This is a genomic window from Vibrio sp. Vf1514 (genome assembly GCF_052076135.1).
Classification (GTDB): domain Bacteria; phylum Pseudomonadota; class Gammaproteobacteria; order Enterobacterales; family Vibrionaceae; genus Vibrio; species Vibrio furnissii.
In genome coordinates this window covers 31669-52023 of record NZ_CP197268.1, presented here as the reverse complement: position 1 = coordinate 52023, position 20355 = coordinate 31669, and the positions used below count along the sequence as shown (strand labels likewise).

Annotated in this window: 18 protein-coding genes; 6 read left to right on the top strand and 12 right to left on the bottom strand. The window is 49.0% G+C overall.

The window, feature by feature from the left end; translation table 11 throughout:
* Positions 1 to 239 precede the first annotated feature (239 nt).
* The 5 genes from ACS18Q_RS15055 to ACS18Q_RS15035 form a co-directional block, all read right to left on the bottom strand.
* Positions 240 to 1094 (bottom strand): hypothetical protein, encoded by an 855-nt coding sequence (locus ACS18Q_RS15055; protein ID WP_004727347.1) that lies wholly within the window; start codon positions 1092 to 1094, stop codon positions 240 to 242.
* Positions 1094 to 1957: an ABC transporter ATP-binding protein gene (locus ACS18Q_RS15050; RefSeq protein WP_143679780.1), complete on the bottom strand. Its 864-nt coding sequence runs from the start codon at positions 1955 to 1957 to the stop codon at positions 1094 to 1096. Before ACS18Q_RS15050 ends, ACS18Q_RS15055 begins: the two co-directional genes overlap by 1 nt.
* A complete protein-coding gene (locus ACS18Q_RS15045) occupies positions 1954 to 2325 on the bottom strand; it encodes a GntR family transcriptional regulator (protein WP_004727349.1) in 372 nt (123 codons plus the stop codon). The genes ACS18Q_RS15050 and ACS18Q_RS15045 overlap by 4 nt, the downstream gene beginning before the upstream one ends.
* A gap of 135 nt (positions 2326 to 2460) precedes the next feature.
* The gene (locus ACS18Q_RS15040) at positions 2461 to 5001 is read right to left on the bottom strand and encodes a glycosyl hydrolase family 18 protein (RefSeq protein WP_441257914.1); all 2541 of its coding nucleotides are present in this window, start codon (positions 4999 to 5001) and stop codon (positions 2461 to 2463) included.
* Between the two features lie 317 nt (positions 5002 to 5318).
* Positions 5319 to 6716: a tryptophanase gene (locus ACS18Q_RS15035; RefSeq protein WP_441257913.1), complete on the bottom strand. Its 1398-nt coding sequence runs from the start codon at positions 6714 to 6716 to the stop codon at positions 5319 to 5321.
* Positions 6717 to 6731: 15 nt separating this feature from the next.
* Here ACS18Q_RS15035 and ACS18Q_RS15030 point away from each other — a divergent pair, with 15 nt between their 5' ends.
* Positions 6732 to 6857, top strand: coding sequence for a hypothetical protein (locus ACS18Q_RS15030; RefSeq protein WP_275138623.1), 126 nt, complete (start codon positions 6732 to 6734; stop codon positions 6855 to 6857).
* 306 nt (positions 6858 to 7163) lie between these two features.
* The gene (locus tag ACS18Q_RS15025; protein ID WP_441257912.1) at positions 7164 to 7784 is read left to right on the top strand and encodes a DUF2057 family protein; all 621 of its coding nucleotides are present in this window, start codon (positions 7164 to 7166) and stop codon (positions 7782 to 7784) included.
* 52 nt (positions 7785 to 7836) lie between these two features.
* Here the strand turns inward: ACS18Q_RS15025 and ACS18Q_RS15020 are convergent, their stop codons facing one another.
* Complete coding sequence (locus tag ACS18Q_RS15020; RefSeq protein WP_441257911.1) at positions 7837 to 9114, bottom strand: HD domain-containing phosphohydrolase; 1278 nt, start codon at positions 9112 to 9114, stop codon at positions 7837 to 7839.
* Positions 9115 to 9346: 232 nt separating this feature from the next.
* On the opposite strand from ACS18Q_RS15020, the gene ACS18Q_RS15015 reads away from it, so the two are divergent.
* Complete coding sequence (locus ACS18Q_RS15015) at positions 9347 to 9895, top strand: GNAT family N-acetyltransferase (RefSeq protein ID WP_014257890.1); 549 nt, start codon at positions 9347 to 9349, stop codon at positions 9893 to 9895.
* A 29-nt stretch (positions 9896 to 9924) separates the two neighbouring features.
* Here the strand turns inward: ACS18Q_RS15015 and ACS18Q_RS15010 are convergent, their stop codons facing one another.
* The 3 genes from ACS18Q_RS15010 to ACS18Q_RS15000 form a co-directional block, all read right to left on the bottom strand.
* Positions 9925 to 11313 (bottom strand): SLC13 family permease, encoded by a 1389-nt coding sequence (locus ACS18Q_RS15010; protein WP_004727356.1) that lies wholly within the window; start codon positions 11311 to 11313, stop codon positions 9925 to 9927.
* Between the two features lie 197 nt (positions 11314 to 11510).
* Positions 11511 to 12368, bottom strand: coding sequence for an alpha/beta hydrolase (locus tag ACS18Q_RS15005; RefSeq protein WP_014257888.1), 858 nt, complete (start codon positions 12366 to 12368; stop codon positions 11511 to 11513).
* 102 nt (positions 12369 to 12470) lie between these two features.
* Positions 12471 to 13064 carry a TetR/AcrR family transcriptional regulator gene (locus ACS18Q_RS15000; RefSeq protein WP_004727358.1) on the bottom strand — a complete coding sequence of 198 codons (594 nt, stop codon included), beginning with the start codon at positions 13062 to 13064 and terminating at the stop codon, positions 12471 to 12473.
* Positions 13065 to 13190: 126 nt separating this feature from the next.
* On the opposite strand from ACS18Q_RS15000, the gene ACS18Q_RS14995 reads away from it, so the two are divergent.
* Together ACS18Q_RS14995 and ACS18Q_RS14990 are read left to right on the top strand one after the other, a co-directional pair.
* Positions 13191 to 14147 carry an AEC family transporter gene (locus ACS18Q_RS14995; RefSeq protein WP_004727359.1) on the top strand — a complete coding sequence of 319 codons (957 nt, stop codon included), beginning with the start codon at positions 13191 to 13193 and terminating at the stop codon, positions 14145 to 14147.
* Between the two features lie 177 nt (positions 14148 to 14324).
* The gene (locus tag ACS18Q_RS14990) at positions 14325 to 14963 is read left to right on the top strand and encodes an START domain-containing protein (protein ID WP_158108291.1); all 639 of its coding nucleotides are present in this window, start codon (positions 14325 to 14327) and stop codon (positions 14961 to 14963) included.
* On the opposite strand, the gene ACS18Q_RS14985 is transcribed toward ACS18Q_RS14990, so the two are convergent.
* Entirely contained in the window at positions 14964 to 15350 is a 387-nt protein-coding gene (locus ACS18Q_RS14985; protein ID WP_286281365.1) for an MAPEG family protein, read from the bottom strand. It abuts the gene before it with no gap.
* A 37-nt stretch (positions 15351 to 15387) separates the two neighbouring features.
* Between ACS18Q_RS14985 and ACS18Q_RS14980 the strand changes: the two genes are divergently transcribed.
* Positions 15388 to 15555 (top strand): hypothetical protein, encoded by a 168-nt coding sequence (locus ACS18Q_RS14980; RefSeq protein WP_394625514.1) that lies wholly within the window; start codon positions 15388 to 15390, stop codon positions 15553 to 15555.
* 36 nt (positions 15556 to 15591) lie between these two features.
* Here the strand turns inward: ACS18Q_RS14980 and ACS18Q_RS14975 are convergent, their stop codons facing one another.
* Together ACS18Q_RS14975 and ACS18Q_RS14970 are read right to left on the bottom strand one after the other, a co-directional pair.
* A complete protein-coding gene (locus tag ACS18Q_RS14975; protein WP_441257910.1) occupies positions 15592 to 16653 on the bottom strand; it encodes a sel1 repeat family protein in 1062 nt (353 codons plus the stop codon).
* Positions 16637 to 20353, bottom strand: coding sequence for a LysM peptidoglycan-binding domain-containing protein (locus ACS18Q_RS14970; protein WP_441257909.1), 3717 nt, complete (start codon positions 20351 to 20353; stop codon positions 16637 to 16639). Before ACS18Q_RS14970 ends, ACS18Q_RS14975 begins: the two co-directional genes overlap by 17 nt.
* Between the last annotated feature and the right edge of the window lie 2 nt (positions 20354 to 20355).

The window sequence follows — 20355 nt, the reverse complement described above, 5'->3', positions numbered from 1 at the left end:
TCACGACGAAGCCGCCCTCAGGGCGTCCGTATTATAATTTTTAGCCTCGAAATAAATGAGAACCGCCCAACGAAAATCACTTTTTATCGCCATGCCTTGTCACAAGTGTCGTATTGATTCCATTTTTGTCCATTCTGAGTACGCCAGGCGTTGCATAAAATGTGAAGCACGCGAATGTGACGACGATATCTCAGGCACAAAAAAAGGAGGCCATCGCCTCCTTTCTGCTCGTGTCCTGACTAGCGCTGCAACAGGGTGCGCCACGAGACGTCGTCCGTCTGGTAGCATTTCAGGCTCAGCATAAAGCTGACGACGCCCAATACGATGTAAATCAGCGCATTGACGGTGCTGATTTGCGTCATCACCTCAGACAGATTCGCATCCATTAAGATATTGAGCGGTAACCCCAACACTTGGTGAAAGAAATCCCCCACCACTTCAGTGCCAAACAAGCCCAAGCTCAACCACTTCAATGCATACACGCCAATGAACATCACCAGAATGGGTGAATTCACCAATTGAGACAGCAGCAGCGTGATGCACGCCAACGGCAGCAACGCCACGGCCACCAGCAGCATTTGACCGAGGTAGCTCAACCAATGCGTCACCGCAAACAACAGTGAACGTTGATGAAACAGCAGCGGAATCGCATCATCCGTGACCATGTTCACCAACCAAAACATCACATCGGACGCGATGACTAAAACGGAGCACACCACCGGGATCACCAGCAAACCAAACGCCAGTTTAACGCCGTGCGTTTTGAGGTTGCTGACCGGCATGCTGCGCCAGAACATAGAACTGCCTTCCTGACGCTCTTTGCGCAGAGTTTTGGGGATGTAGAGCGTGCTGAGTAGAATCGACAGCGCGCCAGCCACCACAATCATGAACGAGCTGAATTGATCGACAAATTGCAGATCCAACGGTTCAAAACCACTGTAACTCATCTCAAACGAGAGGTTGCTCTGCAGATTGCCATTGCTCAACAAACCGATAAACAGCACCAGCATGCACGCCAGCACAAACAACGGAATTCGAGTGACCACTTTGTGTTCGATCCACTCTTTTTCTAACATGTAGACGGATGCATGCATTATGCGTTCTCCTTCTGCAGAGCCAAAAACAGCTCTGCCAGTTTTACACTGTAAATACGCCCCAAACCTTCCACCGCCTCACGATGCTTCGCTTTCAACAGCCACTGCGTCGTCCCCAAGCCCGCCTGAGCAGACAGAGGCTGCAGCGCATCAATTTGCTCCGTCAGAGACGTCGGCGCATCCAACACAAAGTAACCTTGCTCAACCTCGTCCATGCCCGCTTGCAACACCACGCGGCCTTGCTTAAGAATCAACACATCGGTCAGCAGGTGTTCGATTTCCGACACTTCATGGCTGGCGATAATCAGCGCGCGTTCGCCATCGTGAAACCATTCCAACAGATGACGATAAAACGTGTCGCGATAGATGAGATCAAGCCCTAATGTGGGCTCATCCAGAATCAGCACTTTGGTGTCCGTGGCAATCACCAATGCCAGATGCAATTGCACCTTCATGCCTTTCGACAACGCTTTGATTTTACTGTGTAAGTGAATGTCCGTTTTGGCCAGTACCGACTGCGCTTTGCCCAGCGAAAAGCTTGGATGCACACCCGAGGTATACTTGAGCAGTTGCTGCACCGTCATCCATTCCGGCAGCACATTGACGTCCGAAATGTAGGCCAAATGTTCCATGACTTGAGCACGTTGGTGGATGGGATTGCGCCCTAAAATATGAATTTCACCCTGATAATGGTGTGCGCCCAGCAGCGCTTTGATTAACGTCGACTTGCCCGCGCCGTTATGGCCAAGCAACCCCAACACCTGTCCCGGCGCTAGGGTAAAGCTGACCGGATGTAGCGCCGTTTCTCCATGCGAAGCCGAATACTGTTTCGACACCTGTTTTACTTCAACATACGGCCTCATGCTGCATCCTCAATGTGTTGTTTTAACTGTTGCATAAAATCGTCCAGCGACATGTCCAGTTGTGCCAGCGTCGCCGCAATCTGTGGAATTTGCTGTTCTAAAAACTGCTGTCGCTGCTGCGTTCTCAGTTGGCTGAGTGCACCACTGGCCACAAACATGCCTTGGCCACGGCGCTTTTCCACCAGCCCTTCATCCACCAGTAGCTGATAGCCTTTCATCACCGTCAGGTGATTAATTTTCAGATCGGCGGAAACGGTTCGCACGGATGGAAGTGCTTCACCTTCGGGCCAGATGCCCTGCAAAATCTGCTCGGTGATCTTGTCCGCCAACTGGCGAAAAATCGGTTGGTTATCCTGCCATTCTGTCACTGTGCATTACCGATATGGTGTTATACATGTATATAACACTAAACGCGAATACCGTTTTTGGCAACATGCTTTTTCACTCCCCATGAAAAAGGCCCTGCCGAAGCAGAGCCTTTCATTTCAATCACGGGATTAAAATCAATTCGTTGCGCAGTCTTCGTCCCCGATCAATTTCCACACACCCCACTCACCCGATTGCGTTGGATCGTCACCTTGTGTCCACCATTTGGCTTCCCACACACTACCCGACCATGTGACTTGGTTGCCACCCACGTACACAGCACTGGCATCCCACAAGTTGTCACACGTTTCACCGCCGCTGGATGTTTTCAGCACCACCACATCGGTCGTTGCGGACGCACTCGCCTGACCATCGCTGACCGTCACCGAGAAACTCAACGTGGTATCTTGGGTGTACTCCGGCGCGACAAACGTCACTTGGCTGCCATTGATCGCCGCCTCAATTCCAGCAGGCACCGTCCAGCTAAAGGTCAGCGTATCCAGATCCGCATCGCTGGATGCCGACGCATCCACGACCACCGTCTCCCCTGCATTAACCTGTGCTGGTGCGTTCACGACGGCCACTGGCGCAGTATTTTCAGCGCCGCCAACCGGTTGCACGGTTACCGTCGTCGTTGCCGAAGCGCTGGCGCCATCGTCATCCGTCACGGTGAGCTTGAAGGTGAAGGTCTGTTCACTGGTCACTTCCGGCGCTGTAAAGCTTGCCTGAACTGCGCTTGCGTTGCTCAGCGTCACCGCATCACCGCCGGTTTGTTCCCACAGGTAGCTGGCGATTGTGCCATCACTGTCGGCTGATGCGCTGCCATCCAGCGTTACACTCGCAGGGCCTGTCACCGTTTGAGCCACACCCGCATTGGCTGTTGGCGCGCGGTTTGCTGGCGGTGTGCCGCCGTCCGCCAAGCCTTCATGCATCGCATTGAGAATATCACCGTTGTCGGCATCGATTTCCCACGAGAACAGACCCGCCAAACCTAGGCTACGTGCATATGCACCTTTGGCTTTCACAGAGCGGTCATCATCAAAGGTAATCAACTGACCCGACGCGCGATTCCACACCCAAGGTGCTTCTGCTTGCGCATCGTAGCCATATTCAAACCCATTGATGCCGGTGTTATCCGCGCCCAACATGTTGGCTTTGATGCCTTTGTAGTCAATCACACCGGCTTCCCACACGCCTTGCGCGGTTGATCCGGTGAGTTTGCCATTGCCCACACCGGTCATTGGGTCGGTCGGATCGCTCAAGCTGGACGGCATCACACCATCCCAGCCACGGCCATACATCGCCGTCCCCAGAACCAGTTTGTTGGCTGGCACGCCTTGGGCCAGCAAAAGCTGAATCCCACGGTCAGCGGTATACGCCGGGCCTTGGTATGCTTCGCCATTTTCATCCACACCCGTTCCATCACATTGGCCTGGGCGCATGAACGTGCCGCAGTTCAGTGCGGTTTGGTGACCCAACACGTTGTTCCAGCCGCCGTAGAAATCGTAAGTCATAGCAAAGATGTAATCCATGTACTGCACCGCATCGGCGTAGTTCACGTCTTCAATCTTGTCGTAACCGACGCCAATCGCTGATGTCAGTTCATAAGTGCGGCCGGTTTCGGCTTCCAGCCCATCCAACATGGTGCGCAGTTCTTGCATCAAGGCAACGTACGCAGGGCCGTCATTGACTGGATCGCCCAGATCAGGCGCCGCGCCATCACCGCCCGGGAATTCCCAGTCGATGTCCACCCCATCAAAGAATTTCCATGTGGTCAGGAAGCGTTTGACCGAAGCCACAAACGTGTCACGATTGGCTTTGGTGGTGAAATCGAAGAAGGGATCAGAGAGCGTCCAACCGCCGACCGAAGGAATGATTTTCAGATCAGGATAACGCTGCTTCAGCGCCATCATCATGGCGTAGTTGCCCTTGATCGGAGAGCTGTATTCATGACCAGCCTGAGCGAAACTTTTCTGATATGCCGCCCAAGGGTCGTGGATGACCACTTCGTAATCGGGCACGCCCTGACACGCCGTCATCAGCGCGTTGTAGCTGTTACCGCCGACTGATTTCACCGACTCGTTCGGCCCACAAATCGGGATAAATCCATACAGAATGTGCGTTAAGTTTTGTGCTGGAATGTTATCCACGGTGTAGTTGCGGCCATAAATGCCCCATTCAACAAAATACGTCCCGACCACGGTATTGGCATCGGTGGTGTAAGTTTTGTTGTTGGGATCCACGTTCATGGTCAGCGGCTTGAGATGCGCCCCGTCGGTATCGGCAATGGTCAATTCAACGGGCGCGCTGGTGCTGCAACCGCTGTCATCACACGCGGCCACTTCCAACTGGTACAGGCCGCCTTTGCTGTAGGTGAAACTGGCGGTCGTTTGGCTGCCTGAAATGGGGCCAGACGCCACTTCTTCGCCATCGAAATAAATCTTATAGGTGTTGCCCGTTTCATCACTCCACTGGTTAAACGTAATGCTGATGGGCGCTTCGTCGTGGTATGTCACCATCTGGTTGTAGCCCGCGGTGGTTTCCATCGCGAGTTCAATTTTCGAAAATTGCAGATTGTTCGACCCGTAGACATCAATACTTGGTGCCGCCGGAGCCGCTAAGGCCGATCCAGACAGAGCCAGTGCAATACTTGCGGCGCACAGAGTAATACGATTCATATCTATTTCTCTCATTCCTTGCAGATTGTACTCAACATGAGTTGGCTGCTCTTCGGTCACACATTGAAGAACATCGGCTTCAGTATTTGGGAGACTTTATTTTTTTGAAAAAAAATTAAAACGCTTTTCGAGTCACAACGAGCAATTCGTAGCGAAAACGCACGCGATTGCACGCTAAATTCTACTCTGTGCCAGAAATTCAGAATTTTGACACAGCGAATGAGGCAAATTTATTTTTTTGCACTAATAAAGATTCGAAATGATGGCTAAAACAGAAAAGCCCTCTGAAAAGAGGGCTTTAGTGAACAACAACTCAGTTAGAGTGGACGAAACTTCGCCGTAAAATGGCGTAATACCGGCGGTTCATAGGTAAATTCAAGCCCTTTAAAGCACGAAGCGCGCTTGGCCAGTGCAATGATCGCGTCAGCAATATAATCCATGTGATCGTTGGTATAGACGCGACGGGGAATGGTCAGGCGCATCAACTCCAGCTCTGCCGCCTTTTGCACACCCGTTTGCGGATCGCGCCCCAGCAGCAGCGAACCGATTTCGACCGCACGAATGCCCGCTTCGAGATAGAGCTCGTTGCACAACACTTGTGCCGGAAACTGATCGGCGGGAATGTGAGGCAAGATCTTCGCTGCATCCACAAAAACCGCGTGCCCGCCAGTTGGGTATTGAATCGGAATCCCAGCCTCACGCAGGCGCTCGCCCAAATAGGCCACCTGACTGATGCGATAGTGCAAGAAGTCTTCGTTAGCCGCTTCGTACAAGCCACGTGCCAGCGCTTCCATGTCGCGCCCGGCCATGCCGCCATAGGTCACAAACCCCTCCATCGGCACACAACGTGTGCGCACCGCTTGAAACAGCTCTTCGTGATCGCGAATACAGCACAGGCCACCAATATTGACCATTGGATCTTTCTTGGCCGACATGGTGAGCATGTCGCCGTATTGATACATCTCGCGAATGATGTCCAAAATCGTGGCATCGGCGTAACCGGCCTCACGCTGTTTAATGAAATAGGCATTTTCACAATAGCGCGCCGAGTCGATCACCACCGGAATGTCATGACGGCTGGCTATCTCATACACCGCACGCATGTTCGCCATCGACACGGGCTGCCCACCCGAGCTGTTACAGGTGACCGTGGTGATGATGGCGCAAATATTCTGGGCACCGTAGTGATCGATGGTGGTTTGCAACTTGTCGAGGTCGAAATTGCCTTTCCAGTCATACGGCCTGGTGGTATCAAATGCTTCTGGAGTCACCACATTGACCGCGGTGCCGCCATTGAGTTCGATATGACCGGCGGTGGTGTCAAAGTGGTAGTTGGAAATAAACACCGGCGTGGTGCCGCCGCGCACTTGGCGCATACGTTCAATTAATGCAGGAAACAGAATTTGCTCGGCGCCGCGGCCTTGGTGCGCAGGCACCGTCAGTGAGTAACCAAAGAAGTGCTCCACCGCCGCACACAGATTGTAGTAGTTGCGACTGCCAGCATAGGATTCATCACCGAGCATCAAGCCGGCCCATTGGTTGTCACTCATGGCGCCGGTACCGGAGTCGGTAAGCAGGTCGATATAGACATCGTCGCTGCGCAGCAAAAACGGGTTGTATCCGGCCTCTTTTAACGCCTGCTGACGATCAGAAAAGGTGGTCATTTTAATCGGTTCCACCATTTTAATGCGGAACGGTTCTGGAATGCGTTTCATACTTAACGGTCCTTCATGCGCCGCCCAAACCCGCAGGATGTGGCAGCGTTTAATTCATGGATGGGTATGCCACAAGCGGCACAGGGCGGCCTGAATCAGGCCAAGGCGTTAAGCGTGAGAAGCGGTTTTGCTGAGCAGTGACAAGCCGAAATCGAGGTTATACCAACACGACAACACTAACTTGATGTCGTGCTTTGCATTGAAGTCCATCGCGTTATCTTCTGGTTGGTGAGTGATGTCATCACTATAGTGCAGCGGGCGGGATATTGACGTGCTTAAAATACACACTTTGCCAGCGCGCTCACATCTTACGCGGTATGCGTGATTGCCTGAGTTGTTAAATTTTGATGAAATTCATCCATCCGTTCGGGGGAAAACTTGCAATTCATAGCGACAATCGGCACCCTCACAGGTCATTACGCGAAAGCGGTTAAAAGGATAAAACTAATGAATACAATCAAATCTTTATCATGTCTTTTGGCTATTATTTTTAGTGCTTCAGCTGCCGCAAAAGTAACATTGAACATTCCAGATTCCATCGACCTTTTGGTGGTCAATGGCGCCAAACCTCAATCTTCAGGCAGCATTTTCTCATCCACCAAAAGCGTTGAAATGGACGATGGCCAGCAACAAATCGTGTTCCGCTACAACCCATACTTCACGCAAGGGAATGACCGCATCGGTGTCGAAAGTGATGTCGTGATCGCCAAATTCACCGCCACCGACAAAACATTAGACTTCGACATGCCGCAGTACCGCAATGCGGATGACGCGCAAAACAACATCAAAGCGATGGAATGGGCACTGCGTGATCAACAAGGCAATGTCGTGGGCCTTGAGCAAGATCGCCTGATCAAACAAGGCATGCAGATTGGCCGTGACTACAAACAAGAAACGTTTGAGTACAACCTGCAAGGCGGACCAGCCGCAATCGCCACCGCCTTTATCAAACCAAGCAAAGAAGGCTCTGCGGGCGACACCACTGCCGAAGAAATGCTGCATTTCTGGTACAACAAAGCCGATCCACAAACGCAAGCTCGCTTTAAAGCGTACGTGAATCAGAAATAAGTACTGCTTATCGAATGAGCAAAACGGGCGTCCAAAGGGCGCCCATTTTTTATTAAATCACTTGAGACTGCGCCAACGCGTCATCATCGCTCGAAATCTGATAACAGCATTCGGCGTGCTGCTTGAGGCAGGTAAAGATCTCGCGATCCAACTGATTGGCATCCACCAACGATTCCACAATGCTCAACGCTTTTTCCAGCGAAATACCATCTCGATACGGACGAGACTGGGTTAGCGCCTGAAACACATCAGACACGGCGATAATTCGACTAGGCCGGTCCAGATCCAAGGTCGTTTTGCCCAGCGGATACCCCGAACCGTCCAGCCGTTCATGGTGATTGGATGCCCATTCGCAGATTCTCGACGAGGTAATAATCCCCTGCAGAATAAAGCGCGTGTCCGTCGCATGACGTTTAATGCACGTGTACTCTTCCGCAGTGAGTTTTCCCGGTTTATGCAGCACCACATCCGGCGTGCGCAGTTTCCCAATGTCATGCACCAACCCCGCCAAATACAACATATTTTGCATTTTGGGCGAATAGGCTAATTGCTTGGCCAGATACTTGGAAAGCTGTGCCACTTTGAGTGAATGCTGAAAGGTAAAGGTGCTTTTGGCATCGACCACTTTGGCAAACAATTCCGCGATCGCGATGGTTTGCTCAAGCCCCAAGTTACTTGAGAAAAAAGGCACCACATCAAGGTTGAGCATTTGCGCTTCAATGTAATGAGGATGCATGGCAAACCAAAAGTCATCGTTGTCCACCAGCTCCGTCATGTGCTGGACCATATTGGCTTCAAACACACTGCCCGAATGCTGCTGTAACTGGTGTGCGATGGACTGTTTCGCTGCTGCGCTGAGGTTGCCATATTTATCTTTGGTCTGCTGGCGATACAAGTGATCCACGCGGTTGACCAGGTAGATGAGGGTTGCCAATTCTTTGTCCGTATCGGCAATCGGCAGGTGCTGCAACTCGCTCCACGGCGTGTGGTGATACAACACCGGCGTGGCAAAACACGACAGCGGCGCACATTCGCTCAGTAGGTTGTACCCTTTTTCACAGTGGCGAGCAAAGCTGCCAGGCTGAAAGGGAAAGAACAGTGGCATCGATGCCGACGACTGCGTGGATCCACAGTCGTGCACCAAGCCGGTCGAAAAAGCGAGCTGAGCCTGTTCTTCATCCCAGCCCATTAATTTAGCGCACCGATAAGCCATGTACCCGACTCGGTGGCTATGATGAGGTTCGTCAAACCCGACCGCATCCAATGCTTGAGCAATGCCCAATAACACCTTGCGTAAGTCAACACTGACTTCTTCCGTATGCAATTCCATATTGGCTAACTGACACTAAACGATTGATGAATAATCATGTGGTTCGAGACTAATACAAACGGACTACTTAGTCCTGACAATTCTTAAGGTTTTTGTGGAATCTGTGACGAATTCTATGTGCCACAAGTTTCATCTTGATATGAGGTACGAATAACTTACCGTCCTCGCGAGAAAAGTGTTACGGTACACCTCACAATAAAGAACAAATAACATACAAAATCAGGTGGTTAGAATGTTTACTCTCAACGTGGATGATGAACTCCAGCTGGCGATGATTGAAGAATCCTTTGCCCCGCTTTATGCGCAAATCGTGGCGGATCAGCGTGCGTACCTGTCGCAATGGTTGGCCTGGCCGCCCCATTGCCGAAGCCAGCAAGATTTTGAATTGTTTGCACAAAATATGCTGCACGATTATGCCGATGGCAAAGTGTTGGTGTGTGCGATGTTCTATCGAGGTGAATTGGTTGGTAACTGCAGCTTGCAGGACATTAATCGCGATTTGGGCAAAGCCAGAATCGGCTATTGGTTATCACAACCTCATCAAGGGAAAGGCATTGCCACGCGCGCGGTAGCCAAGTTGATCGAGGTGGCGTTCCATCAGTATCAGTTGGAAAAAGTGGAATTGGCGGCGGCCAGTGGCAACCTGCCGAGTCAAGCCGTGGCCAAGCGCTTGGGGTTTGTTCAGGAAGGCCTCATCACGCGAGCGGAAGACCTCAATGGGCGCGTCGTAGACCATATTGTCTATGGCCTAACGCGCGCCCACGCCAATCAGCATCCATAAAAAAAAGCGGAGCTAAGCTCCGCTTTTCGTTATTGCCAGAAGAACATTGCAATCATCGACAACAAGGCGATACACGCAATATTCAAGAACATCCCCACTCGCATCATCTCGCTTTGCTTAATGTGACCCGTGGCGAACACAATCGCGTTCGGTGGTGTTGCAACAGGCAACATAAAGGCACACGAAGCGGCAACGGCAATCAAGACCGATAGCAAGATGGGCGAAATACCAAACGCTTCAGCCACACTGGCAAACACTGGGATGAGCAGCGCAGCACTCGCCGTGTTACTGGCAAATTCAGTCAAGAACACCACAAACGCCGCAATCACCAAAACGATGAACAGCAAGTTCATGTCGGCAATCATCGCACTCAGTTCATTGGCGAGGAATACGCTGGTGCCGGTTTGTTTCAGCACGTTACTTAAACAGATACCACCGCCGAACAGCAGCAATACACCCCAGTCAGCCGTTTTCTCGATGTCTTTCCAATGCACGACACGCGCAAAGCTCACCAGAACAATCGCTCCCAACGCAATCACGGTATCAAAGCTCTTGAAGCCGCCCAGCATGGCGTTCACCGGCTTACTGAAGATCCACAGGAAAACAGTCAGTGCGAAAATGGCCAGCGTGACCACTTTACCTTTATCCCAATCCACCGCTTGGTGATTCAATTCAAAGTGACCACTCAAGTCCGGTTTCAACAGCAGATAAAGCACCACAATGGCCATCGGCAACATCACCAGCGTCGTGGGTAGACCAAACGCCATCCAATCGGTAAACGACAAGCCAACTTCAGCGGCCGCAATCGCATTGGGCGGGCTACCAACCACGGTGGCAATCCCACCAATACTGGCACTGTATGCAATGCCGAGTAGCACGAAAACATAAGTGCTGTGGCCACGATCGTCATCCACTTTGCTCAGCACACCAAGTACCAGTGGCAACATCATCGCAGCGGTGGCGGTATTACTGATCCACATGGACAGCACCGCCGTGACACCAAACAGCATAAACACGGCCACACTCATTTTGCCACGCGCCATAATCAACACTTTGTCGGCGATGACTTTATCCAGCCCCTGGCGGTGCATCGCGGCAGCGAGCGCAAAACCACCCAAGAAGAGGAAAATCACGGAGTTGGCAAAGTTGTTGAGCGCAGCCTGCGTATCGAACACACCAAACAACACGGCCATGATTGGCACCAAAATGGCGGTGACGGTGACGTGCAGTGCTTCGGTCAACCAAAGGACAGCGATGAACGCCAACATACTGATACCGAGGACAACATTCGGTTCAAATGGCAGCGTCTTAAATAAGATAAAAAATAGCACCACATCCGCCAGGATGATGAGGCTATTGCGGTTAAGAAACCATTCTCGGGTATTGTGGGGTAAAGGGACACTATCGTTTCGATTCATTATTATTCTTCCTTATGGAGGCCAATCGGCATCCTGATCATCACATAGAATCAAACAAAGGAGATAATAATCATTGCGAAATTGTTAAGCCTATCAAAACTATCACTTACAATTTAACACATTGAAATAAATAGAAATCCCAACCCCACAAAATTTAACAAATCAGGAAAACACGTGTTTCAATTCAAACAATTTACCTAGTCAATGAATTTAACAATTTGTTCAAAAGCAGATTTCACTTCATTTCCTTTCATAATTCTTCCATGTCCTTGATTTTTAGTCGTAATCAAGGTGACGTTTGCAATTTCCTCGGCGGCCTTGTGTGATTCGGCATAACGCGCAAAGCGATCCTTTTCATCATGAACAATGATGGTTGGTGTACGACGTAACGTCAGGCTTTGATACGGCTGAATGGAATGGATGGGATAACGGTACTCATCTTGAACTTCGTTAACCACTTCTTCAAACAGACGCATCGAATAACCAGAGCGAGCCACTGTGCCAAACAAATTGTCCAAGTAATCGAGTACTGGCGCGATGAGCATCATCGGGCAGTCTGCCAACTTGGCATGGCGGCATTCCAGCGCAGTGACGTTCCCCATGCTATGGCCGATCAACCCGATGAACGCCGGTTCACTGTCAAGAATCGCCTCCAAACCACGCACAAACGCCGGAACGTGACCAAATGCCCCTTCACTCTCACCATGCGCGGGATGATCGTAAGCCAGCGCGGTATAACCTTGCGCTGCGATGTGCTCCATCAACGGAAAGAACTGGCTCGATGCCCCCGACCAGCCATGAGTCAGCAACCACACTGGCCCTTCGCCCAAGCGATAGGTGGTTAATTTACCTTCCACAGAATCTACCTGACTTTTGATCATGCCTTGCGGCACTTCGTTCTTTGCCGTCATGCGAGCAGGCGTGAGCAACAATTTGCGCGCCGTTTTACGCGCATGGGCCGGCGCCACCGTATGGTGCAGGCGGGTGGTCCAATTCACGAGGCTGCGACGCAGACTGAATTTGCCAGACGTATTGAAATAAATCTTCTCACTCATGGTGTTATCCTTCAGCACAAAAACGAACGTTCGTGCTTTTTATTGGTAAAAATTTTTGTGTTCAGGCTCACTCGCTAAATGGACGCGCGTGAGCCAAATGCTTTAAGCCTTTTTCCAGCGCGCCAGCAGCGCATCGACGCCCTGCCAAAAATGCTGGTCACTTTGCTCTTGCCCATAGATTGAATAAAACAGATGCGCACTCAGATAGAGCCCATACAATTCATAACTCGCTTGCTGAGCATTCAGGCTTGCGACAAACTGCCCTTGCTCAACGCCTTTGCTGATTTGAATCTGCAAATAGTGAATCCAGCTCGAAATCGCCGCTTTTAAGGTTTGTTGAATGGCACAATCGGTGTACGCCGCTTCTTTCCACGCATCTAAAAACATACAACTGCCTTGAAACGATTGGTTCCAGCCCAACCAGTTGTCCAAAATTCGGCGCAGTTTGCGTTCGATGTCGCCATCACCCAGTTCACGAGCCGGCACGATCACTCGGTGGATAAAGGTTTGATTCGCAAATTCCAACACCGCGATTTGCAGGTTCTCTTTGGAATTGAAGTGCGCGAACAACCCACTTTTAGACATACCACACTGCTTAGCCAGCTCACCGATGGTCAAACTTTCCAAACCATTGGCGCTTGCCAGCTCAAACGCTGTGAGCAATATATTCTCTCGAGTGATTCGACCCTTACTCATTATTGACCGCCGTAATTACAAGACACTCTATTTTTAGCACGTTCGTTCTATTTTGCAAATTTGATTTCTCGCGCACCTCAATCTGTGAAAGAATGATGAAATTGCGACCACATTCAAAGGATTGATATGGAAGGGATAATAGAGCAACTGCAGTTTTCCGCGTCGATTACCGGCCCGATTTGTCTCATGCTGGTTTTGGGGGTTGTGTTTAAACGCATGAACCTGATCAACGAAAACTTCATTGAAGTTGCGTCCCGTATGGTATTTCAAGTCACACTGCCCGCCATGCTGTTCCTCAGTATTGTCGGCTCTCATCACGACTTCTCCTCCAGCGCAGCGCTGATCATCTTTGGGTTGGTGGCCAACTTTTCGTTCTTCCTTTTTACCACCATCATGACCAAACGCGCCTTTCGCGACCCGCGCGATCAAGGGGTGATCATTCAAGGCGGATTTCGAGCCAATACCGCCATCATCGGCCTGGCGTATGTTGCGAACACGTACTCCGATGCCGGGGTGGCGTTGGCCGCAATTTACGTTGCGGCGACAACCGTGCTGTATAACATTCAAGCCGTCATTGCACTGACACCGAAAGGCGAAACCACAGGCCCCAAGGCCAGCGCACTGATTCTCAAAACATTGACCAAGAACCCGTTGATCATCTCGATTCTGCTCGGTGTGGTGTGTTATTTTCTCGCCGTGCCTATCCCCGATATCGTCACGCAGGCTGGGCATTACTTTGCCAATATGACACTGCCTTTGGCCCTGTTGTGTACTGGCGGCTCGTTGGACATGCGATCTCTCAAAGATGATAAAAGTTCAGCATGGTTTTCCACGGCATTCAAGCTGGTGTTATCCCCCATCATGATCACCGGCGCAGCCTTACTCTATGGCTTCCGCGGGATTGATTTGGGCTTGATTTTCCTGATGAGCGCATCGCCCACCGCAGCGGCCAGCTATGTGATGGCGCGCGCTATGGGCGGTAACGCCACATTGGCCGCCAACATCATCGCGCTCACCACCGTATTCTCTTTGCTCTCATGTACGCTGGGCATTTTCATTCTCTCTAGCTTGCAGCTCATCTAGCCGCGAAACGGTTGTTCCCCATTCAACGCACGGACGTTGGGCGGAACACCAAACCGACGTGATCGCGCCGCTCACGCACGCGACATTTGCCTGATGGTCATTTCGCCCGCTACGCTTAACGTCAGAGATAGAACGAACCGCCTGAAATCGCGACTCTTTTGTGAAACAAGGAACCTTATGTTGGCACGTTGGCTCAGCACCGCTTTGTGGATACTTCCAATGCTTTCTTGGGCAGACGACGCGACCCCGATTGCGTGGCATATGGCAAAAAGCGACAACGGCATCACCATTCAAACCCGAAAACATCGTGACGGCTTGGTCGAAATTCGCGCGCAAATGTTGGTACCCACCACATACGCAGCCTTCATGAACCTGCTAGAAAACAGCAGCAATCTGCCCAACTGGATTGATCATGTCGCCTCTAGCCGAGTCCTCAAAAAGATTTCAGACCACGAACATATTGTCTACACGCGTTTCTCGGCGCCTTGGCCAGCTCGCGATAGAGACATGGTGACGTATTCGCAGTTTCAGCAGTTTCCTGGGTCTTTGGTTTTAACCATTGAGGATGCGTCGGATCAGTATCCGGAGAAGGAAGGATTTGTGCGAATTAAAGCGGTGAAAGCAACGTGGGTACTGGAAAAACTAACCAATGGCATGACACACATCGACTACACCGCCTTTGCCGATCCGGGCGGCATGCTACCCAATTGGCTGGCGAACAAACTCTCTGTGTCGAGTGCTTTCAATACCTTTGAAGCGTTGAGGGAGCAGCTCCCCAAATACCAAGGTAAGCGGCACCCTCATGTGACCGAGTGATCAGAACAGTTTGCCGTACGGCAGATAAATCAGATTCAGCACCATCAAGACCACCATCACGCCAAACGTCAGCTTCATGCCTGTCACGCGTCCCTTCATCGCATCATTTAAGATCGCTTTGGCATGCAGCAGACGACCGAGAATGAAAGCGATGCCGGTCGCATGCAACCACCATACATTCGTGCCGTTGAACTCTGCGAAGCCCATCAAAATCAACGTGATCGGAATGTACTCTGCCGCATTGCCCTGCGCACTGCGCGCCAGAGTCAACGCATTCACGCCCCCATCCATATACTTCACCTGATGGCGCCGACGCTGCTTGATCACCTGCACCGCCAACCCTATCAATAACCCAGCCAAAATGACGGCATACAACGCTGTAACCATAAGATTTCCTTAGTCTCAATTGAGGAGATAAGTGTAGATGAAAAGAGAGGAAAGAAAAAAGCGCTGCGATGCAGCGCTCTTATGTATCGCAGAGAAAGGCATCACCATCGGCATCGGCAAACAGCACCTGATGTTTACGCCGCTGGTGAATCACCTAGCCGCACAGAACGGCGGCATACCCTGTTGTGGCCATAACCGCTCCTAAACACGAATATCTAGAAAAGTGAGTATAAATGAAAGTTTAATCCACCCAATCATTACGGCGAGTAAAACCATCTATGTATACCATTGGTGTTATATCTTTCATAAATAACTTAACTTTTTCATTTACCTTAGCCTTTTCTTCCTCATTTAAGGTATGAACATCAAAAGCATATTTCCCTGACAACCCTTTATAGAGAGCATTATAGAAATATTTATTTTCACTGCCTTCATGAGAACGATGGTATTTATATTCCACTGCGCTTGTAGAACCCAGTTTTAAGGCTAAATTTCTTAATCTCTCACTCTCTTCCTTTGATGTTTCTTTTAAGTAATAAGCCAAGTCATTTACAGCAGGTATATAATTATTATTGGCGGCAATCGTTAACAAATCGATGGCTAATTGGTACTGCTCTACTGTTTTGGATTCAGACTTACCTTTACTCGGTGAATAAATTAAAATGGTATTTACATAGTCCATCAAGGGTTGGTAATAATGATTTTGAGAAAATCGAATCACCTCTTGAATATACTGAGCCCGAGTCTCTTTCGATTGATCTAACTCTTGCTGTTTTAGTAAAAAATACTGGGCTCGCAGATCCCCTTGCGCAGCGAGAGGTTTAAAAAGTTCAATGGCTTTATTGAAATGTTCTAGTGTACAGTTCTTTTCGCCAAAATATCTAACACAACCACTACTGATTAAACCTGGAGAAAGCATGATATATGCATAAGGGTTACCATCATCCATTGCTTTTTGATAAAGAGACAATGCTTTGGGTATATTATTAACGCTAGAACGATATATAAGTTTTGCATACCAGACCATTGCATCGATATCATTTTCTTCAATCATATCTTGTAATTGATTCGCGGCTATATCATGTCTTCCATGCTGAATATTGACCAATATCTCATACAGCTTATCTCCCGGCTTTACGGTGCTCGAGATATAAGGGTCATCAGATTTTATATTAATATTTTCGGTAATAAATGGCTGAAATAGGGCAATATCGTCTTGTGGGTTAGGCTTACAAGCCACCAGCCCAATCATAATGCTCAGCAGCAAAACAAAACGGGCAATTCGATTAGGATAAGGCTTCATGAATACTCCAATTGATAATAGTTTCGTTCTTTTTCACTAGCTCACTTTGTGACTCTGTTTCTAGCCATATTTGCACTTTTTGACCGACCACTGGATTTTGTACCAGACCAATCGGGTAAGCAAAATACTGGGTTGGCTTTTTAATTCCAACCAACAGGCCGCTCTGGAACGACTCATCATAACGAGTTAATACCATATTTTTGCAAAGTGTTTTACTCGCGTCATCAAACCTGTTAGAAAATATCTTATCCTTGCTGAAATCCGAAGCTTTCACAAACCTCGCCAATCTTAGCCACTGGGCTTGATAGGTTTGCCATTCCACCTGATGGTCTTTTTTGCCTGCGGGAAGTTTCCCCATCGCAATCAAAGTTTCTTTCCACTGCCTCTGGTTGGCTTCTTCACCAACGCTCGTATCTGCCGTTAGCCACTGCATAATTTGTACAATAGCTTGGGCTTGAGTTTCGTTATCCTCTTCTGCCGTTGCCATTACGAGGCCATTACTATCTCGTCTTGAGCTTGTCTGTTTTTGAATCAAACTCAAGAATAAGTTACTCAATGTCTCAGGAGGTAAAGCCACAACCCAGCGTTGTGTAACAGTTTGTTTTTCAGAATCCAAAACACGGCTAGCCAATAGTGGCGCATATTCCTGACTCAGTACCTGCTGCTTATAATCCGTTAATGCTGTTGCAGGCATCAGTAATACCTGCGCCAACCCCAAACCCAGACCGAACGCAAGCGTCATTAAGCTATTGAGTTCGTTAAAACTATCGTTAATACCATCGGCATCCGCCTCTCCGAAAATCGCTAAGCGGCGGAAATGACTCTGTTTTAACACGCCAAGTAAACAACCAATAAACTCATCAGCGGCGTTAGCATCAAGATTAATCGCCACTTTACCTGTGCAGCCGGGTCCCACAACTAGGCCCGCTGAAGCCACTAAGATGATAACTCCACCTTGAATCAGCAAACGAAACTCGGCGTGATAACCCGCACCAAATGAACCTGATAGTTCGCCATCAATTGAGCCCAACTTTTTCGGTGGCTTAGGAGGCTTACTCTGAGTTACACACTTAACCTCAGGTGGAGCCCAATACACCGCAGCGCCTAAAGTACCCCCTGCCTCTACCCCAGCAAATGCATCCACACTAATCGCAGCTTCTCCGGCATAACCGGCTTGTCCTGCACTCCTTAAATTGCCCCCCCCAAAGGTATAAGCATCGTAAATATTGGGATCCAATAACCCTATAGTACTGCCTTTAATACCAAAGCCGTCACTCACATCACTCGGCCCTATAGCGACCTTAGCGCTTAATTGACATGATGCAGCAGCCAATCCGTAAACTGAGCCTGCGATGCAAACCCGCAAATCACCAGCTTCATATTTATGTTCACGACTGTGTTTATCAACGTAGGTTAAGCTAATATCATACCCTTTCACTTGCTCCACCTGCCCTGGCTTCATCGCTTTATTTTCAGGGATAAACGGGAGCCAAAATGCAAAACTAAGCTGGCCTTGCAGAGCCGTGAACTGAGCAGATATTGAGCCAGAACCACCTATATTTCGGCGCTTTTTGATTAAGTTTTGGTAAGAGCTTACCGGTGAATTGAGATCAGCTTCAGCTTTAGTAGATAAGCGCAATAACTGAGCACCCGCATCAACCGAATAAGCCGATGTTTCACCATTTGGTCCTTTACCACCTTGGTAATGGTAGCTATCTTGCCAGAATGCAGTGTCAAACTCAGCACTAGCTTTGATAGGCATTAAATCCAACTTATTTTCTGGCTTACTCAGCGCATCCAGTGCGTCAGTCAATGAACCGGCTTCGACAATATTTTTGCCTGTTGATTTCGTTGCGCTAAAGGTTATCCTTTCGGTGATTACTCGTACATGCCCTGCCGCTATGGCCGCTTCTCGATCCTCGTTGTTTTCTGGAATAAGCCAATGTGGGCCTCGGATATAGAACACTTTCTTATCTGAAAGTAAGCAACACTCCACCGCTTGGAGATCGTTAGCTTCTGCTTTATTAATAAAACCTGACTTCTGCTTTTCTTTAGGCTTATATTTAGTTTCATCCCATAGCAGGGTCAGCGTCGGCGGCATTTCGCTTTCATTACCCAGAGTAAACTCTAAACTACCTGCACCTTGCGCAGCGCGTTTTTGAGCCAGTGATTTTAAGTACTCTAAGCGAGCTATCGCGAGTTTTTTAACCCAAAGTAATTGCTTAAACAGTTCATCAATCGGAGTTGAAGCGCCGCTACCCAGTACCTGGGACAGAGCATTTTTATGTTTATTGATTGTCGCATCGATAACCGCTTTCAGTGCCGTCGCCGTAAAGTAGGACCACGCTGCCGGGCCTGTGATAATTCGGTTGAGATTAACATCCAAAAGATCATTATCAAATTGATCGCCAGCCGTTTCTGCATACAGGTTTTCGATTAGCTGACTATCATTGATGATATCGAGTGCTTTGCCCGCCTCTCGCCAATTGCGAATTTTTTTTAACGTTGCAGGGCCACATGCGATGCCAGATTCGCCTTCCAACTGATTTAAAGTTAAACACTGCTCTTTAATGACCAAACCATAATGGTTGAGACTTTTTAAACTTACCGCACATACAAACGCTTTTTGATTAGCAACGAAATTTTGTTGCTCTTGAACAGAAAGCATCATCATACGAGAACCTTGTTCTAAGGCTTGTTGTAACTGTTTTGGCCACGATGTTAAATAAGCTCGAGAACGTTTCACGCCCATGCTCAGCAAATTTTGCTCAGACTTACCGCGGCTGGAATGCATTTGCCGTATCAATAATGCCAACGCATTTTGGTGAGTACTGGTAAAGTACTTGAGCTGCTTATCGTAAATAAATTTACTGCCATCATCAGCCACATGGCCTTTTGCGGCATTTTCGGCAGCCTTTTCAAGCCGTTCGATCTCTTCTTTAATTTTGTCGATAATCAAAGTCCGTAACTGGTGATTGATCTGTTTTTCAAACACTGGGCCTTCTGGTGATGGACGATATAAACTACCGAATTTTCCGTAGTATAAGTGCCTGTTTTTTGCTTGCTCTCGATCAGATAACTTCTTACGAGTTTCTTCCAGTGGCACATCAATCAATAGAGCGACATCAAGCAAAAAGTCATTGGGATTCCTCCCATCAACTCTAAATGCTTCATTTTTAATCACAAGATTAGCCAGTAAGAGGGCCTTATACTTTTCAACCTCTTCTGGTGTCATAAATTGTTCGTGAACTTTTGCCGCAAACTTTGAAATTAAGCCCAATTTATTGAGGTTTTTCATCGTGGCTTCGGCATCATTCTCAACTATAGCTTGCGCCATGTTCGCCCTTTCTATTGCAATTTTTTCTTTGGCTTGCTCGGTTAAGGCATACCAAGCTTTTTTCCCCGTTTTAGGGTGGGCAGGCACATACAATATGTCATCGTATTTCATGGGACTTTGGCACGTATCGTTACCGCAATTTGGCCGAGTCGGTGGCTCAACTAAGTCAATACGAGAACCATCAAACTCAATGGGCTGGATTAAATCTTCTGGAAGCTTTAGAACGTCACCTTCATAAATGAGATTGGGATCTTTAATCTGTTGGCTGTTGAGTTTGATCAATTCATCAACAGACACGTTGAAACGCTTAGCTAATAGACTTAAGCAGTCGTTCTTTAAAATTGTATAGGTTCTATCGGTCATGT

Coding starts and splice junctions, on each gene's coding strand:
- ACS18Q_RS15055 (WP_004727347.1), bottom strand. CDS start 1,094: ATGCATGCATCCGTCTACATGTTAGAAAAAGAGTGGATCGAACACAAA.
- ACS18Q_RS15050 (WP_143679780.1), bottom strand. CDS start 1,957: ATGAGGCCGTATGTTGAAGTAAAACAGGTGTCGAAACAGTATTCGGCT.
- ACS18Q_RS15040 (WP_441257914.1), bottom strand. CDS start 5,001: ATGAATCGTATTACTCTGTGCGCCGCAAGTATTGCACTGGCTCTGTCT.
- ACS18Q_RS15035 (WP_441257913.1), bottom strand. CDS start 6,716: ATGAAACGCATTCCAGAACCGTTCCGCATTAAAATGGTGGAACCGATT.
- ACS18Q_RS15030 (WP_275138623.1), top strand. CDS start 6,732: ATGCGCCGCCCAAACCCGCAGGATGTGGCAGCGTTTAATTCATGGATG.
- ACS18Q_RS15025 (WP_441257912.1), top strand. CDS start 7,164: ATGAATACAATCAAATCTTTATCATGTCTTTTGGCTATTATTTTTAGT.
- ACS18Q_RS15020 (WP_441257911.1), bottom strand. CDS start 9,114: ATGGAATTGCATACGGAAGAAGTCAGTGTTGACTTACGCAAGGTGTTA.
- ACS18Q_RS15015 (WP_014257890.1), top strand. CDS start 9,347: ATGTTTACTCTCAACGTGGATGATGAACTCCAGCTGGCGATGATTGAA.
- ACS18Q_RS15010 (WP_004727356.1), bottom strand. CDS start 11,313: ATGAATCGAAACGATAGTGTCCCTTTACCCCACAATACCCGAGAATGG.
- ACS18Q_RS15005 (WP_014257888.1), bottom strand. CDS start 12,368: ATGAGTGAGAAGATTTATTTCAATACGTCTGGCAAATTCAGTCTGCGT.
- ACS18Q_RS15000 (WP_004727358.1), bottom strand. CDS start 13,064: ATGAGTAAGGGTCGAATCACTCGAGAGAATATATTGCTCACAGCGTTT.
- ACS18Q_RS14995 (WP_004727359.1), top strand. CDS start 13,191: ATGGAAGGGATAATAGAGCAACTGCAGTTTTCCGCGTCGATTACCGGC.
- ACS18Q_RS14990 (WP_158108291.1), top strand. CDS start 14,325: ATGTTGGCACGTTGGCTCAGCACCGCTTTGTGGATACTTCCAATGCTT.
- ACS18Q_RS14985 (WP_286281365.1), bottom strand. CDS start 15,350: ATGGTTACAGCGTTGTATGCCGTCATTTTGGCTGGGTTATTGATAGGG.
- ACS18Q_RS14980 (WP_394625514.1), top strand. CDS start 15,388: ATGAAAAGAGAGGAAAGAAAAAAGCGCTGCGATGCAGCGCTCTTATGT.
- ACS18Q_RS14975 (WP_441257910.1), bottom strand. CDS start 16,653: ATGAAGCCTTATCCTAATCGAATTGCCCGTTTTGTTTTGCTGCTGAGC.
- ACS18Q_RS14970 (WP_441257909.1), bottom strand. CDS start 20,353: ATGACCGATAGAACCTATACAATTTTAAAGAACGACTGCTTAAGTCTA.